This window comes from Corynebacterium silvaticum (assembly GCF_004382825.2).
GTDB classification, from domain to species: Bacteria; Actinomycetota; Actinomycetes; order Mycobacteriales; family Mycobacteriaceae; genus Corynebacterium; species Corynebacterium silvaticum.
In genome coordinates this window covers 70,853-87,464 of sequence record NZ_SDQO02000004.1, presented here as the reverse complement: position 1 = coordinate 87,464, position 16,612 = coordinate 70,853, and the positions used below count along the sequence as shown (strand labels likewise).

The window sequence follows — 16,612 nt, the reverse complement described above, 5'->3', positions numbered from 1 at the left end:
GGCTATAGTTATCACCTTTGAGTGTGTGACTAGGAAAATCGTGCTGCGTAGCGTAAGTTTAACTGAGCAATGAGCATTACCGATGACGCCACCGGCGGCGCTAACGAGCCGGATGAGAAGATTTTGTCGGAATCTCAGGACAATTCGCAGGTAGACGAAGGCAACATCGCACTTGATGATGTTATTGCCGATGTAGACGACTCCAGGGTTGCGAACACTTCTGAGGACACCGGCTCCGCACAAGAAGCGGACAGTGACAGTAACGATAGCTTCGAGGCTTTGGGCCTCCCAGACGCAATCCTTAAGGCAGTCGCCAAGGTTGGCTTTGAAACGCCGTCGCCTATTCAAGCGCAGACCATCCCAGTCCTCATGGAGGGCCATGATGTGATGGGTCTGGCACAGACGGGTACAGGTAAGACCGCTGCGTTTGCCCTCCCGATCCTTTCCCGTATCAACGTGAAGAAGCGCCACCCACAGGCGCTGGTTCTTGCTCCTACTCGTGAGCTTGCACTTCAGGTTGCTGACTCTTTCCAGTCTTTTGCAGACCACCTCGGTGACATTCATGTCCTACCGATTTATGGTGGACAAGCATATGGTATTCAGCTGTCGGGCCTCCGTCGTGGCGCGCAGATCATCGTGGGTACCCCGGGTCGTGTTATCGACCACCTAGAAAAGGGTTCACTCGATATTTCCAACCTGAACTATCTCGTCCTTGACGAGGCAGATGAGATGCTCAGCATGGGCTTCCAGGAAGATATTGAGCGCATTCTTGAGGACACCCCAGCTGACAAGCAGGTTGCGCTGTTCTCTGCAACGATGCCTAATGGCATCCGCCGTTTGAGCAAGCAGTACATGAAGGATCCTCGTGAGATTCAGGTGAAGTCCGAGACCCGGACCAACACCAACATCACGCAGCGATTCCTGAATGTTGCTCACCGTAACAAGCTCGATGCTTTGACTCGTATCCTTGAGGTTACAGAGTTTGAAGCGATGATCATGTTCGTGCGCACGAAGCATGAAACCGAAGAGGTCGCAGAGAAGTTGCGCGCTCGTGGTTTCTCGGCTGCTGCTATCAATGGTGACATCGCACAGGCACAGCGTGAGCGTACTGTGGACCAGCTCAAAGATGGTCGCCTAGATATTCTTGTGGCTACAGACGTGGCAGCTCGTGGTCTAGACGTTGAGCGCATTACTCACGTGTTCAACTACGACATTCCTAACGACACCGAGTCTTATGTCCACCGCATTGGACGTACCGGCCGTGCCGGACGTAGCGGTGAGGCGATTCTCTTTGTTACTCCACGTGAGCGCCGTATGCTGCGCTCCATCGAGCGTGCTACTAACGCAGAGCTCATCGAGATGGATCTTCCTACGGTTGATGAGGTCAACGAGTCCCGTAAGGCAAAGTTTGCGGACTCTATCACGGAATCGCTGGAAGATTCCCAGGTTGCGATTTTCCGGAACCTGATCAAGGCCTACGCAGAAGAGCATGACACTCCGCTTGAAGACATTGCTGCTGCCTTGGCTACCCAGGCCCGTGCTGGTAGCGAGTTCTTGATGAAGGAACCGCCACCAGAGAAGCGTCGTGAGCGTCGTGACCGCTTTGAGCGTGATGATCGTCGTGGCGACCGCCGGGATCGCGGTGAGCGTCGTGACCGCGGTGACCGTGGTGACCGTGGCTCTCGCTTCGAGCGTTCCGGTGATATGGCTGTGTACCGCCTTGCGGTGGGCAAGCGTCAGCACGTTCGTCCAGGCGCTATTGTTGGCGCACTGGCAAACGAAGGTGGACTCAGCAACAAGGACTTCGGTCGTATCACCATTGCTGTGGATCACACGTTGGTGGAGCTTCCTAAGGGACTTCCACAATCCGTCTTTGATAATCTGCGCGACACCCGTATCTCGGGCCAGTTGATTAACATCGAGAAGGATAACGGACGTCCAGGCCGTCGCGATGACTACCGTGGCGACGACCGTCGCGGCGGAGATCGCAGGGACGACCGTCGCGATCGCAGGGACGACCGCCGTGATGATCGTCGTGGCGATCGCGGTGAGCGTCGTGATCGCTACCGCGGCTAGGATAGACACCTAAGGTCTAGTACAAATAGGAGGGTACGGAATGTGGTTCCGTACCCTCCTATTGCCTTACATATCGGAGCTTCCGCTATGAACAGAAACTTCCTAGCCGTGCTTTTTGTCGTGGCTGCTTTGGTCACCCTTGGCGTTTTTATGGTGTGGCTTGTGAAAAATGATTTGCTGGAACAAGCGCTGAAAAACCAAGAATCGCCTGTGACCATCGATGTGCATGACACCTTTGGTGACGAGTGGCAGTATCTTGCTGCTGTTTGCCCTGGCGATACTCGGGAGGCCGCGGAGAAAAGACTCGGTCTTTTCCTCTCTAGATACCCCGAAAGACGGCCCCGAACCCGGTGACAATTACCTCGTGTTGCTCGACGGCAAGGGCGCATACGAGTCCAAAAAGTATCACCGCGACGCCATCGATTTGTGCAATCGAAAAGCCGAACCTTCTCCTCACGCGACCTTTGCTAGGAAGGGGGATGGGTGGGCGCTAACGGCTTCCCACTAACCATGCCCCTCTCAACGCCATAAGGCGTATGATTGCTGACGTGACACCATACCGACATTTCCGCGGACAAGCGAAAGAAGCTCTCGAGTTTTACCGAGATGTTTTTGGCCTTGACCTGACACTGATGACCTACGGGGAATCGGGTTTTGCAGATCAGGCAGGAGGCAGCGAATGGTCCAGCGAATGGATCATTCACGGTGAGCTTCGCGACGCCGGCAGGAAAGTGCTTTTCGGCGCAGACGTTCTCCCAGAGCGTGAGCTCATCGCCGGCGACGATACCGTCGTCGCACTTACCGGAGGTGCTGATGCTCGCGCGGAGATTGAGGGCCAATGGGAGGCTCTCTCACAGGGCGCTGAGATTCATATGCCGCTAGAAACTGCTCCGTGGGGCGCATCCTTTGGACAGCTGCGCGATCGCTTTGGCACGTTGTGGATGTTCAATATCGAAGGATAAAAATAAGAAAGTGGGTCTCACATCAGCTGATGTGAGACCCACTTTCTTGCGCTTTGCGCTTAAAGAACCATCAAGACGGCGATAATAACCCAGAGTAGGGAGAAGATTCCGCCGAACATGGAGAGCTGGCTTTTAGCCTTATTCCAGTCTGCGACCTCAAAATTTCCGGCCTCAAGCTCGTCGGCCTCAAGCAGACCAAGTGCGCCAGCGAGTTTCTTTTGACGGGGCATGATGAGGAAGATCAAGACGGCCCACGCGACGACTGCTAGAGCAATCGATGCATGGAAACGGCCATCGGACCAGTAACTATCATTGGTGAACATCACGGCGAAACCGATCAGCGGAACCAACAGTGAGAGCATGCCGTAGGTTTGCGTGATCTTATAGAGCGTCAACGCAGAGCCTTGAGCGGTAGCGTTTCCATTGTGAGCTTCTACAGCGCGAGACTGGAAAGAAGAAACCGCGACAGTAACGGGGCCGAGGAAGAGAATAGCCGTGAGTACGTGGAGAATAATAAGCAGAGTTCCCACAGGAAGCCTTTCGCAAAAAATTGGGTGAGAAATACCACACTAACATTGTCTGCGCATGACCGAGACATCCGACCGGCTAAGCGGCAACTGGTATTTCTGCGCAACCTCCGCTAATCGACGTGCATACCAGCACCGATGAGCTCGTTGAGCAGGAAGCCATTCTGAGGGTAATTTGTCTGATTTCTGCTGGTTCTGTTCTTTAGAAGCAACCACAAGATTCAGCGGATCATTGGCAAACGCAAGGCGCTGCTCTGCACTCCACGCATGGGCTCCCATGTCCCATGCTGCGGATAGTGGGAAAACGTGATCGAGCTCGATAGGCTCTGCGGTGCCGTCGACAGAGATTTTTCTTCCAGAATAAGGATCGAGAATCCACCCCGAGCTTAATGAGCAGGAAGCCGTGAGGTGGACGTCGTTAAGCGTGGCAGCCAAAACCGCGACTTTCGTATTGCATCGTGAATGAGGCGCGGGTCCCCATGACGCTCCGAAATACTCTCGCTTGTAACCTAGGACCGTCGTTCTTTGCTTGACGGTGGGGAGGTCCGCGAATTTCCGCGAATGAGGAATCGTAAAAGCGATCAGCAATAATGTGGCTGTCACTAGGAGAAAGAAAAGAAGGCGCCGCATTCCCTTTAGACGGAACGCGGCGCTCGTTCGGTTCCTACGCAGATGTGGCGTGGGAAGCTGCCGGGGTGGGGCTTTCTTCAGTATGGGTTGTGAGGTCTCTGGCCTTATCAAACGTGGACAGCACCTTGGCCTGTGGTGGAGGTGTTGCAAGGGATACCACAATCATGACGATTCCTCCGCCAAAGAAGCCGGGGACGATTTCGTAGAGGACATCTCCTAGCGACGACATTCCCCATGCGAAGCACACGACAGCGCCTGTCACCATACCGGCGATTGCGCCTGGAACGTTGAGGCGTCGCCAATAAAGCATGCACAAGACGAGGGGGCCAAAGGCCGAGCCAAAGCCTGCCCACGCAAAGCCTACGAGGCCGAGGATGGAGTCGGAAGGATTAATAGCGAGGACTCCGGCAACGATGGCAACCCCAACCACTGCAGTGCGAGACAGATTGATCATCACTGACTCACTAGGAAGGGTTTTCTTGAACGCCTTGAAGAGGTCTTCGATCAAAGATGTGGACGTAACCAAAAGCTGCGAAGCAATTGTGGACATGATGGCAGCGAGGACGGCTGTGAGGATGAGACCGCCGATGAGAGGGTGGAAGAGCACGCGACCCATGTCGAGGAAGATTGTCTCGTAGGACTTCTGATCCACGATGGAGAAGTTCTTGTTCTGACCAAAGAACGCTGTGCCGATTATCGCCGTGAACGTGGCTCCGGCGATGGAGAGCACCATCCAGCCCACGCCGATCCAGCGGGCGCGCCGTGCATCGGACGGGGCTCGCAGCGCCATAAAACGGACGATGATGTGCGGCTGCCCGAAGTATCCCAAGCCCCAGGCCAGGTTGCCGATTAAGGCGGCCGCTGACACGCCAGAGATCATGGAAAAGTAGTGGGGGTTGCCGATGCCGTCTGTATGCGGACCGTAATCATTATGGGATGCCCATGACCAGATTGAGGAGGGGTCGTCTAGGTAAATAAGCGCCATAACCGGGACGATGACCAGCGAGACAAACATGATGGTTCCTTGAACCGCGTCTGTATAAGAGACCGCAAGGAAACCACCGACGAAAGTATAAACAACCGTGATGCAAGCAACGATCATCATGCCGTCGATATAGGCGCTTCCAAAGGTGGACTCGAAGTAACGGCCACCCGATACCATTCCCGAGGATACGTAGAAGGTAAAAAATACGATGATGACGATGGAACTGACAATGCGTAGGACGCGGGATTGATCCATCAGACGGTTCTCAAAGAACGAAGGCAACGTGATGGAATTGTTAGCTACCTCGGAATACGCCCGTAGCCGTGGTGCAACCCATCTCCAGTTAGCCCAAGAACCGATGAGTAGCCCCACCGCGATCCATAGCTCAGACATACCTGTAACAAACAAAGCTCCTGGCAAACCCATGAGCAGCCATCCAGACATATCTGAAGCGCCGGCTGATAGAGCAGCTACAAAGGGGTTCAGATCGCGTCCGGCTAACACAAAGTCGTCGTACTGGTCAGTCTTTCTATAGCTCCAATAGCCAATCGCGAGCATCGCGCCCATATATATCATGATGGCAACGATGAACCACGTATGTTCAGACACCACAACCTCCAAAAATTATTCTCTCAAACACTACCTGACCGTTACGGAATATCTTCACAAGCTGGTAAGACTAAGTAGATGACTACCCACCTGCTCCATGGACTTTGGCTCAAGGCCTCTGGTCTGCATTTGTGGATAGAACAGGTGGAGGGCCACAAAATTGTGACGGCTGACTCCGTGCCGGAGGGGACATTTCCCCCGCAAATTATGGGGATTCTTGCAGGAAAACGCTTTAACCATAGAGTGCGTACTACCTTGCTCACTCCTAAGGGCCGAGAGGTTACTCTGCCTCTTCCTACTGTGGCGTTTACTCCCGAACAAGCGGTGAGCGTTTTAGCCACCATCGCTGCAGTTACCCCCATGACGGCTACTGTGGATCAGCGCTCAAGTATTGCGCCCGACCTTTTGTGGTTGGTCCGTATGTATGAAGGACTGACGCAGTTTGTCAGAGCTGGGCGCGTCACCATCAAGATGAGTTTTGCCGACCATCAGTGGTGGCCCATGTGGCAGCTTTCTTCCGGGCTTTCGGAACGCGGGTGGATAGCACAGATGACGGCTGCGGCGCCCGGCGTACTAGTGGCAAACGGCGGGACTGCCGTTGCCGAGGACATTGCGGATGACCTTCCTCATTGGATTGCGCATTCGCTGCTGCAAGGACTAGCTGCTGAGCCGCGACCCACAGAGTGGCACAATTTCTCCAGCGCTTTGCTCCACAGCACGGCGCTGCGTAAAGGGACTGCCCAGTTGGTTTCTGCGCTTAATTCCTGGAAAGACTCTATTGCCTCTGTAAATCTACAGATCGTTTTCCTCGTTGAGGAGCCGCCTAAAGAAGACGACTCTGTCATGGATCCCATAGACATCCTCTGGCCAGTGCGTGTCCAGGTGCGGTCTGGCGTAGATTCTCCGCAACCCATCGCGGTCAGTAAGTTCGATCGGACTACGGTGGAAAGGCTCCAGGCGCTTTTGCGGGAAGCGATTGTGGTTACGCCTCTACTAGATCCGGCGAGGGAACACACAAACTCCCTTCAACGGTATGCGCTGCAACGGGCAGACAACGCAGGGGACTGGGATTGTTACCTCTCTACGGATGAGCTAGTCGAGTTCATCGGTTCCGCTGTTACTACGCTGAAGTCTCGGGGCTTTGCCGTTATGTTGCCCAGGGCATGGAGCCAGCAGGAGACAAAAGCTCATATCGACATCGGAGATCCGGCAGAATCATCGACGCAGGCCAAGATCGGCTTAGATAAAATCGTTGACTATAACTGGCGCATTTCTGTGGGAAGCGTTGAGCTCAGCGATGAAGAAATGAATGAGCTGGTGCGTTCTAAATCCGGGCTTATTCGTCTTCGCGGTGAATGGGTCATGGCAGACACCGCAGCAGTGAAACGAATCAGCGAGTACACGTCTGAGCTGGCTGCGCAGTCTCGGAAACGCAAACGCGCAGAGTTGGATCACGCAATGATGGTGGCTCAGCTAGCTAAAGCGAATGATCAACCTGGGTGGCAGCAATTGGAGGCTCATGCTGAAACCCTTGCTGAACGCTTTAACAACGAATTCGCCGATTTCGGGCAGGTGACTCTCGCTGAGCTACGCGAAATCGCTATAAAAGCTGCGGAAAAAGAACCCGTCGAATTTCAGGGATCAACGTGGCATACAGCTCTGGTTGGCGGACTTGTTTCTCAAGACATCCCAGCGCCTCAGCGTATTGAGCTACCAGACACCGTGCATGCGACCTTGCGCGAATACCAACGCAGGGGCGTCGATTGGCTAGCGTGGATGTCTAATAACGGCCTTGGCGCTGTGCTTGCCGACGACATGGGGTTGGGCAAAACACTACAGTTGCTGTCCCTGGAGGCAGCGGAGCGATCAGAACAGTCAGAAGTACAGCGTGGTCCTACACTCGTCGTAGCTCCCACATCGGTAGTAGGGAACTGGGCTCGGGAAGCTCACAAGTTCGTTCCTAGTCTGCGGGTTCTTGTCCATCACGGCTCGTCCCGCTTGCGCGACGCGGCTTTCCTAGAAAAAGTGCAGGCAAGCGACATCGTGGTGACCAGTTACGGAACGATCGCACGGGATCATCAGCTTCTCTCCCAAATACAGTGGGAGCGCGTAGCCCTAGACGAGGCACAGCAGATTAAAAACTCGGCGACTAAAGTTTCCAAAGCTGTACGAGCGATGCCGTCAAAACACAGAATCGCATTAACCGGAACCCCGGTGGAGAATCGTCTTTCTGAGATGCGATCAATTCTTGATTTTTGTAATCCGGGTGTCCTAGGCTCTGCGTCCTTTTTCCGAAACCACTTTGCCAGGGCCATTGAGCGTGAACAGGATGAGGCCATGACGGAGCGGCTTCGTGCCTTGACCGCTCCCTTTGTCCTGCGGAGATTGAAAACAGATCCTAGTATCGTCGATGATTTGCCAGAGAAGACCGAAATTATCCTGACTGTGGACATGAAACCCGAGCAAGCTGCCTTGTACCGGGCTTATGTGGAAGACATACAGAAACAGATTGACCAGGCAGAAGGAATCTCTAAACGCGGTTTAGTGCTGTCTGCTTTGACCAAAATTAAGCAGATCTGTAACCATCCGGCGCATTTTTTGGCCGATGGTTCCGACGTCACTGTAAAAGGTAAGCATCGGTCAGGGAAAGTGGAAGAACTTATGCGTCTGGTTGCAGACGCTGTGGAATCGGAACAGAAGCTCCTCATATTCACGCAGTATCGGGTTTTTGGAGAGATTCTTGCCCCTTATCTTTCGGGTTACTTTGGCACACAGATCCCTTTCCTACACGGTGGTGTAAGCAAGGTTGGGCGTGACCGCATGGTGGAGACTTTCCAGAGTCCGGAGGGGCCTCCCGCTATGATTTTGTCTCTTAAAGCAGGAGGAACCGGTTTGAACCTTACGGCTGCGTCCATAGTTGTCCACATGGACCGTTGGTGGAATCCTGCAGTAGAAAATCAGGCAACCGACCGTGCCTTTAGGATCGGGCAGCGCAAAGACGTCACCGTTTATAAAATGATTACCGCAGGCACGTTGGAAGAATCGATTCAGGATATTCTCGACGGAAAAACTGAGCTGGCCTCCGCCGTTGTCGGTGAGGGAGAAGGCTGGCTGACAGAGCTTTCTCCTGAAGAACTCGCCATGCTCATGAGCTATAGAGGAAGGGACACATAATATGCCTCAGCGTCCTTCCAAAGACAACGTCATCTACGCAAACTTCGGGGCAAAGAAGCGAGTATCTTCTCCCGAGGAGCTACCGGATTTGCGGGAAACCACGCAATTTAACGCTGTGGCACGCAAAGTGCGCGATCTTGTGCATCACCATACAGATCAGGGGCGTCTGAAACGGGGGCGCGATTACGCTAGAAACAACAACGTTCTTAACTTGAAACTTGATGGCTCGACGATTTCTGCTAATGTTGTCGGATCCCAGAACGAGCCGTTTCGTGTGACCATTTCTTTGCCGTATCGCGATACGGATGACTTAGCTGCTGTTACTGCTGAGCTGGCTGAATTACCTAACGGAATCAAGCGAGCAAAAGCAGGAAAACTCAGCGAGGATGTGGCCGAGACCTTGATCGGATCAAGCGCACAGTTTTGGTGTGATTGCCCCGATCATGTGGTGTGTTGCAAGCATGCTGTGGCAGTTGCCTATGCTGCGGCGGACCGGCTTGAAGCAGAACCGCTTTTAGCTTTTGAACTGCGTGGTTTGGACTTGCTCAAACTAGAGCAGTCGCTCACGATGCAAGCGCGTTCCATCAGCGAGCGCAATGTTAAAAGCCATTTTTGGGACGGCAAAACCTTGCCAGATCTTCCTTCTCCTAAGAAAGCGCCAGCTTTAGAAGATTCGGATGAGTCTTTGTTGCGTAAAGCCATGCGACTCGTGTCTTTGACCTCTATTGACGAGCTCAAGGCCGTTGCGGATATCGAAGACCTGTACTACCACCTCACCCGAGAGTAGGGGTACCTCGGTGCCTCTGGCGTTGAATGCTCATGGTAGACAAAGTTCATGACCGTCACCTTTTTACACACATCGGATCTTCAGATCGGAATGATCAGGTGGTTTCTTGATTCCGATGCTCAGGCGCGTTTCGACGACGCCCGTATCAACGCCATCGCTCGTCTAGGTGCCATTGCGGAAGACACGAACTGCGAGTTCATCGTGATGTCAGGTGACGTCTTTGAACACAATTCTTTAGAGAAGAAAACATCAGGTAGAGCCTTAGAAGCATTAAAGAAGCTTCCGGTGCCCGTATATCTTTTATCAGGAAACCATGACCCGCTTGTCGCAGATTCCTTGTTCTATCAGGCAGAAAATATGGAAAACGTCCATGTTTTATCTGACTCCAGCCCTATTGAGGTGCGCAGAGGCGTTGAGATTGTGGGGGCACCGCTAAAAACCAAGCGTGCTACATATGACGTCTTGGGGGCTGCTTTGGAAGCGCTCGACCCTAGTGATGCCATCCGAATCGCAGTGGGACACGGACAAACTGAAGCGAGAACACATGAGATTATTCCGGATCTCATCAACCTAGATTTAGCGGAAAGAAAACTCGCAGATGCATCCGTGGACTATATTGCGCTGGGTGACACACATTCAACCCAAGCAGTGGGGGAGACCGGTCGAATGTGGTACTCGGGAGCACCAGAAACGACTGATTTTTATGAAGTGGCAACTGGTGGCGGTGAAGCTGATTCCGGAAATGTATTAGTGGTAACGGTAGGGAAAGGTACCGCTGAGGTTACAAAAATTCCCTGTGGGTCGTGGGTTTTTGAGGCGCTTACTGTTCCTATCAACTCTCAAGAGGAAGCGGAAGCTTTTATCTCAATGCTTGAGGCATATCCAGATAAGTCCACGACTGTAGTTAAGTATGCACTGCAAGGAACCGTTTCTCTGGCCACAATGAAGTACGTAGAGCAAGAGGTATCACGGCTTCAACCTATTTTTGCAGCGTTGTATGAGAGGCCTAGGCTCATGGATTTTCACGTCGATCCATCCGAGGAAGAACTCTCCGATCTAGGCCTTTATGGTTTTGCCAAAACTACGTTAGAAGAACTCGCGGCAACGGATAGCCAGCCTGCTCGCGATGCTGTCAATCTCCTATTCCGGCTGAGCAAGGAGCAATAACTCACGATGCGTATTCATGACATACAAATCCAGGATATGCGTTCCATTGGTCATCTGGAATTGCGTGATCTCCCAGAAAAAGGCGTTATTGTGATCGCCGGTGATAATGAGTTGGGTAAGTCCACCATTATGGAGGCGATCTCGATAACTTTGGGAGAGCAATACTCTACGGGCAAAAAGAATGTTCGTGACATTAAACCTGTGGATAAGGATGTTCCTACTAAAACTTCTTTGACTGCAACCATTGGCCCATACACTTTTACGATTTCTAAGACATGGAATAACTCTCGGGCCGCTGAACTTGTGATCCATGCTCCCACTCCTGGGAACTACTCAGGTAGAGAGGCTGAAAATAAACTTTCTGCGATTCTCGATGAACACTTAGATACGCATCTGCGTGAGGCTTTGTTCATGGAGCAGGGAAAATACGACGTTACATTTGCTGCTGCCGGAATCCCCTCATTAAGCGCTTCTCTAGGAGATGGAGAGTCAATCAGCAAAGCCGAAGATAATGAACTAATTTCTGCCGCTGAAAAGGAGTTCAAGCGCTATTATTCGGGACAGAAAATCAAGAAAAACGGTGAGTTAGATAAAACTCTCAATGAGCTGGATAAAGCACAGCACGATCTTGACGAGGCGACTCGTAGGAGCAGTGAGCTCGAAGGAAGAGTCAGCCGTATTAGTGCTACCACTCAGCGGAAAGCTATAGCAGAGGAACAGCTTCCCCAGGCCAAAAAAGAATGCGCAGAAGCCCAAGAAAAGTGGGAAGCGGTACAAAAGCACATACAACAGGTTGCATTGGCGCAATCAGAAGTCGATCGACTACTTGAGCAGGTTGAATATAGTGATCGCTTACTTCTTCAGCGGAAAGCGAAGATTGAGCACCAGGCAACTGAGGAAGCTGAGTTGGCTGCGTCGAAGCAAAGTTTGGCGGAGGAACAAGCCAGGGCTGAGTCAGAAGAAAAACATATTTCTGAGTTGAATAAGGAAAAACAAGAGGTACAGCAGCGGCTAAAAGAGGAACGAGAGCAGCTGTCTTCTCTTCGGAAGGAGAGCACCTTAGCAAAAGCTTTTCAGCGTCAAAAAGAGCTGGCCGCGGTTAAGGAAGAACTAGCGGCTCTGGATAAAAAACTCGATGTAATCACGAGTTTTCCTCGTGTGACAGATGCCCAACTAGAGGAAGCTGAACGTGCTTATGCGGAGTATCGAGTTGCGGTGGAGTTACGAGACGCAAGCGCTGCTTCTATTCTGATTCGATCAGATGAGCCTGCCTCTGTAACGCTGGATGGTGCCTCGATTGATACCGATGATGTAGCTCAAAGTTTTGCTATTGGTACAGAAACCGTGCTCAAAGTCGGTTCCGTGGAAGCAACTTTTTCTCCAGGATCCGCGGCGCGTGTAGGCAATGCTGCAGTTGAAGAGTCAGAAGCAGCATTAAAGGTGGCACTTGGTAACGCAGCCGATGTAGAAGAACTTCGGAATTGGCACAGGCAAGGCCGGATTGAAGAAAGCAAGACACAACAGCTTCTGCTAGAGAAACAACGAAAAATAGCGGAGGCAGAAACCCTTCAACGGCAGAGCACGGCACTCGAAGATGACCTAGAAGAAGTGCACAAGCCGGACAAGACTGTAGCTCAGTTCGAAGAACTTATAGAGTCAACCCAAGCCCGAATTGAAGAACTCGGGCACAACATCGCGCACATAGAAATCTCATTGGCGCCGTGGATCGACGGCAACGCGAGGAAAAACGCGGCGGTGAAGCGTGCTGTGGTAGAAGAATCAGAGAAGAGAATTTCTGCGAATCGTGAAGTTCTGCAGCAGGAAGAAAAGCAAGCTCCGCTTGAGAACCTTGAAAAAGATCTTGCTGATGTGCAGAAGAGACATGAAGAAGCGCTTGTAAAGCTTGAAGCGCTATCTACTGATGTGGACTCATCGCTAGCCAAGGGACTTTTTGAAGGGGCACAAGCGAAAGTAGCTGACTTGGAGCGAACCATCCTTACCAGCGATGCCGACCTTAGGGCTCTGGCGGAGATGATTTCTTTATCTACAGGCGTAGCAGAAAAAGTAGATGTGGCTACTGCCGCGGTCGAGGTGGCCGAGCGTCGGTTAATTTCAGTGAAACGCCGAGCTGAGGCAGCGAAGCTGCTTTTTGAGACGTTGGTTCGTAACCGAGACGAAGCACGGCGGCGATATGCGCAGCCTTTTGTTGAGCAGCTAGCGCGACTGGCCACACCGGTGTTCGGTGCTGATGTGAGTTTTAACCTTGATGAAAACTTATCGGTGGTTGCCCGTACGTCCGGAAATAAAACTGTTGCGGTCAAAGACCTTTCAGGGGGAGCACAAGAACAACTGGCAATTCTGACTCGGTTTGCAGTGGCTGGGTTGGTAAGCGAAGAATCAGTGCCGGTGTTTGTTGACGATGCTCTAGGTTCCACAGATACGACACGACAACGGCTTATGGCCATGTTGTTTAGCGAGCTAGGGAAAAGTACCCAGATCTTCGTTTTAACATGTGTGCCTGATCGATACTCTTATGTCGTAGGAAAACACCAGTACAATATGGCGGAACTGTTGGCATAAAGCAAAGGCGGCAGCTGGTAAACAGCTGCCGCCTTAATACGTATGAGCCTAGGCTTGCTTGATTGCAGAGCCTTCGATCTCAATCTTTATTTCTTCAGAAAGTAAAACACCACCGGTTTTAAGGGGAGCGTTGAAGTCTACTCCGAAATCAGTTCGGTTGATCTTGGTGCTGGCCTCAAAACCCAGTCGCGTGTTACCAAAAGGATCTTCTGCGATTCCGTCGATGGATACATCAAGATCTACTTGCTTGGTCACACCCTTAATCGTGAGATCGCCTGTGACCGTGGCTTTGTCGCCAGATATGGAAACGCTGGTAGAGGTAAAAGTCATCTCGGGAAACTCTGCAGTGTTAAAGAAGTCGATGCCCCGTACGTGGTTGTCGCGATCGTCATTGCCTGTGGTAATCGACTCGGTTTGGATTGTTGCATTAACAGTAGCTGCTGACTCGTCAACGGTGACCGTGGAGTTGAAATCAGTAAAGCGACCACGAACTTTTGTGACCATGGCGTGACGGGCAATAAAACCGATAGTTGTGTGTGCGGGATCTAGGACATAGGTTCCGTTAAGGTGGCTCATGTGGCTCTCCTATCAAATAAGTTTATTTTTTGTTGTCGTATCAACAATTGCAACTATACACCCTTTTGGTGATATGTCAACTAAAGGTCTAAAGAAATTTTTGGATTTTATTATTGCAGGTAGTTGGGATTAAATGCTAGTGCCTGTCGCACTTTCTCTATTTTCATTTGGTTGGGAATAGGGCTAGTCTTTACACTCATGACAACTCCGAGATGGCTCAATGATGAAGAACAATCCCTGTGGCGTCTGATGCTTGCTGCGAATCGAAAAGTTAGTAGGGGGATCGACGACACATTGCAGGCAGGGCCGGGGCTAACTTCTCCGGAGTTTGCAGTTTTGGTGAATCTTTCCGAAAGTCCTGACCATATTATCCGGCTTCGGGACCTGTGCATCTCTCTTAACTGGGATCGAAGCCGCACGTCTCATCAGATCACAAGGATGGAAAAGCGTGGTCTAGTGGCTAAGAAACGATGTCCGGACGATGCTCGGGGCGTTTATGTACAGCTGACTCGCGAAGGTGAAGAGCGGTTACGTTCTGCGGCGCCTGGTCATGTAGAAGTCGTCAGGAAATTGGTCTTTGATGCGATGACCCCAGAGCATGCAGTGGTCTTACGTGATTATTTTGAAAAGATCGCGGCTGTGGATTTTGACCCGGATGACTATGTGAGCGGATAAATCGGGAATTTTTCAGGGGTTTCCCTGATATGAGGGTCCTGCTGATTGCGCCATTATGAAGTGGTAAGGCAATCAGATATTCGATAGAGAAGGACTTTCACCATGGATACACATTTTTATGGACGACGCCTCGTCCGGAGCACTACCCAGAACTGGGTGGGTGGAGTCCTGAGCGGTATTGGAGGGACCTATGGAATCAACGTCACTCTTCTTCGGATTCTCTTTGTTGCGAGCATTCTCCTACCCGGCCCGCAGGTTCTTCTTTATATTGTTGCTTGGTTTATCATGCCCAAGTACTAGGACTTGTCAAAAAGTGGCCGTGATTAATATCGATCACGGCCACTTTTGTGTATTAAGCAGCTAACCTTCCTAATTCGGTATCCACATGGGCGGAGAACTTGGCTAGGACGTCGGCAAGCGCACGTGGGGAAGATTCCATGACTTTAACTCCGTGGCCGCGCAAGTTGTCGGCGTGGAAGCTGTCTGTGTCACCGATGATAAGCACCGGTTTTGCGTGTGGGGCAGCGATGGCTTCGCGCTCGATCCCCTTGCTGACGTCGATAATGGCACATTCGACAGTTTCTAGCTTTGCAGCTTGCGACGTGGCATTCTCTTCCCATGGCACCGTCACTGCGGCTAATTTTGGTGGAAGATTGCGCAGGATGTCGTGGGCGAGGTCGGTGCTGGCATAAATTCCTGTGGTGCTGATCATGGCGATTCGTCTCCTGAAAAGGTTCCTGAGGTGGGCTCTTTTGATTCTTATGTAAAAGGATAGGAATCATATCGATCGTTGTCGATGATTGTTTATGATCGGAATTGGGGTCTAGGATAAGGGGATGGAGCAACATGAACGGCACAGGGTTATTATTCGCGCAGTGGACTCTGGGGGTAAAACGATCGCGCAGTTATGTGAGATCACGGGGGCCTCTGCGGTGACTATCAGGCGCGATTTGTCTGAATTGGATGCGTTAGGGGCGATAGATAGGATTCGCGGCGGAGCGCGGCCTGCACATCGTCGTGGGGCGCACTATCCTCTGGAAGTTCGCAAGCATGAACAGCCAATCGCTAAACGAGCGATAGCAAAGGAAGCAGTGGGAATGGTTGATTCGGGATTTAGCGTGCTTGTGGATTCTGGAACTACTCCGTTGGAAGCTGCGAAGCTCTTGGCTGGAAAAGACATACACGCGCTAGCGCTATCCCTTTATGCGGGAGCTGCGCTAGCGCGTGGGCCGGAAACATCTGTTTTGATACCCGGTGGTGACGTGAATAATGAAGATTTAGCGATCTGGGGTGCGGCAGCTGTGGAAACTGTGCTCTCTATGCGCTTTGATCTTGCTTTTATAGGCGTTTGTGCCTGTGATCCGTCGGTTGGGGTTATGTCTCCAAATCTTAACGAAGCGACGCTTAAACGTGCGGTCTTTCAAGCGTCGCGACGGGTCGTTGTTCTTGCTACTCCGGAAAAATTTTCCCGAGCCTCATCGCACCGGGTCGCCACTTTTGAACAGGTAGACACGGTGATCACGACAAACGATCTTGACATGGAAATCGCTGAGCGTCTCACCGAGTTGGGGACAAATGTGGTGATGGTTCCCGCTTTTGATGAGTGAACTTTTCCGGGAGATTACTGCGCTTGATGCGGGAGTGGGATGGGATTCTTGCCGCCATCGCGCAGTAGGAGCAGGATGTCCCTGATGTCTGCTTGTAATGCCTCAAATAATTTAAGGTCGCCTTTGCGCAGTGCTTCTTCTGATTGAGTATGGATGCTGTCCATGTATTCGCAGAGGCTGATCTCCTTGGGGAACTGCTGCTTACACCACACCATTCGATGTTGGATTTACCGTAGGATGCAGCGTTAGCTACGCCC

At 51.8% G+C, this 16,612-nt stretch carries 16 protein-coding genes; 10 read left to right on the top strand and 6 right to left on the bottom strand.

Annotated elements, in window-relative coordinates:
* The first annotated feature begins 69 nt into the window (after nt 1-69).
* The 3 genes from ET810_RS10245 (at nt 70) to ET810_RS10235 (ending at nt 3,038) form a co-directional block, all read left to right on the top strand.
* Nucleotides 70-2,076, top strand: coding sequence for a DEAD/DEAH box helicase (locus ET810_RS10245; RefSeq protein WP_087453774.1), 2,007 nt, complete (start codon nt 70-72; stop codon nt 2,074-2,076).
* An 87-nt stretch (nt 2,077-2,163) separates the two neighbouring features.
* A complete protein-coding gene (locus ET810_RS12840; RefSeq protein WP_225870119.1) occupies nt 2,164-2,430 on the top strand; it encodes a hypothetical protein in 267 nt (88 codons plus the stop codon).
* 182 nt (nt 2,431-2,612) lie between these two features.
* Nucleotides 2,613-3,038, top strand: a complete 426-nt coding sequence (locus tag ET810_RS10235) for a VOC family protein (protein ID WP_134316005.1) — start codon at nt 2,613-2,615, stop codon at nt 3,036-3,038.
* Between the two features lie 59 nt (nt 3,039-3,097).
* Here the strand turns inward: ET810_RS10235 and ET810_RS10230 are convergent, their stop codons facing one another.
* Genes ET810_RS10230 through putP form a run of 3 tightly spaced genes read right to left on the bottom strand, consistent with a single transcriptional unit; the run spans nt 3,098 to nt 5,789 of the window.
* Entirely contained in the window at nt 3,098-3,568 is a 471-nt protein-coding gene (locus ET810_RS10230) for a DUF2269 domain-containing protein (protein WP_087453776.1), read from the bottom strand.
* Between the two features lie 39 nt (nt 3,569-3,607).
* Nucleotides 3,608-4,195 (bottom strand): HNH endonuclease family protein, encoded by a 588-nt coding sequence (locus ET810_RS10225; RefSeq protein ID WP_087453777.1) that lies wholly within the window; start codon nt 4,193-4,195, stop codon nt 3,608-3,610.
* Nucleotides 4,196-4,229: 34 nt separating this feature from the next.
* Nucleotides 4,230-5,789, bottom strand: coding sequence for a sodium/proline symporter PutP (gene putP / locus ET810_RS10220; RefSeq protein ID WP_087453778.1), 1,560 nt, complete (start codon nt 5,787-5,789; stop codon nt 4,230-4,232).
* Between the two features lie 78 nt (nt 5,790-5,867).
* On the opposite strand from putP, the gene ET810_RS10215 reads away from it, so the two are divergent.
* Genes ET810_RS10215 through ET810_RS10200 form a run of 4 tightly spaced genes read left to right on the top strand, consistent with a single transcriptional unit; the run spans nt 5,868 to nt 13,497 of the window.
* On the top strand, nt 5,868-8,963 hold the full coding sequence (locus ET810_RS10215) for a DEAD/DEAH box helicase (RefSeq protein ID WP_087453779.1): 3,096 nt from the start codon (nt 5,868-5,870) through the stop codon (nt 8,961-8,963).
* 1 nt (nt 8,964) lies between these two features.
* Nucleotides 8,965-9,750, top strand: coding sequence for a hypothetical protein (locus tag ET810_RS10210; RefSeq protein WP_087453780.1), 786 nt, complete (start codon nt 8,965-8,967; stop codon nt 9,748-9,750).
* Between the two features lie 48 nt (nt 9,751-9,798).
* A complete protein-coding gene (locus ET810_RS10205; protein ID WP_087453781.1) occupies nt 9,799-10,917 on the top strand; it encodes a metallophosphoesterase family protein in 1,119 nt (372 codons plus the stop codon).
* Between the two features lie 6 nt (nt 10,918-10,923).
* The gene (locus tag ET810_RS10200) at nt 10,924-13,497 is read left to right on the top strand and encodes an AAA family ATPase (protein WP_134316004.1); all 2,574 of its coding nucleotides are present in this window, start codon (nt 10,924-10,926) and stop codon (nt 13,495-13,497) included.
* A 48-nt stretch (nt 13,498-13,545) separates the two neighbouring features.
* On the opposite strand, the gene ET810_RS10195 is transcribed toward ET810_RS10200, so the two are convergent.
* On the bottom strand, nt 13,546-14,073 hold the full coding sequence (locus ET810_RS10195; protein WP_087453783.1) for a YceI family protein: 528 nt from the start codon (nt 14,071-14,073) through the stop codon (nt 13,546-13,548).
* Between the two features lie 198 nt (nt 14,074-14,271).
* Here ET810_RS10195 and ET810_RS10190 point away from each other — a divergent pair, with 198 nt between their 5' ends.
* A complete protein-coding gene (locus ET810_RS10190; protein ID WP_087453784.1) occupies nt 14,272-14,748 on the top strand; it encodes a MarR family winged helix-turn-helix transcriptional regulator in 477 nt (158 codons plus the stop codon).
* 102 nt (nt 14,749-14,850) lie between these two features.
* The gene (locus ET810_RS10185) at nt 14,851-15,048 is read left to right on the top strand and encodes a PspC domain-containing protein (protein WP_087453785.1); all 198 of its coding nucleotides are present in this window, start codon (nt 14,851-14,853) and stop codon (nt 15,046-15,048) included.
* Nucleotides 15,049-15,100: 52 nt separating this feature from the next.
* Here the strand turns inward: ET810_RS10185 and ET810_RS10180 are convergent, their stop codons facing one another.
* On the bottom strand, nt 15,101-15,460 hold the full coding sequence (locus ET810_RS10180; RefSeq protein ID WP_087453786.1) for a hypothetical protein: 360 nt from the start codon (nt 15,458-15,460) through the stop codon (nt 15,101-15,103).
* Between the two features lie 124 nt (nt 15,461-15,584).
* Between ET810_RS10180 and ET810_RS10175 the strand changes: the two genes are divergently transcribed.
* Nucleotides 15,585-16,355 (top strand): DeoR/GlpR family DNA-binding transcription regulator, encoded by a 771-nt coding sequence (locus ET810_RS10175; protein WP_166741013.1) that lies wholly within the window; start codon nt 15,585-15,587, stop codon nt 16,353-16,355.
* A 14-nt stretch (nt 16,356-16,369) separates the two neighbouring features.
* Here the strand turns inward: ET810_RS10175 and ET810_RS12835 are convergent, their stop codons facing one another.
* Nucleotides 16,370-16,570 (bottom strand): hypothetical protein, encoded by a 201-nt coding sequence (locus ET810_RS12835; protein ID WP_225870120.1) that lies wholly within the window; start codon nt 16,568-16,570, stop codon nt 16,370-16,372.
* Nucleotides 16,571-16,612 lie beyond the last annotated feature (42 nt).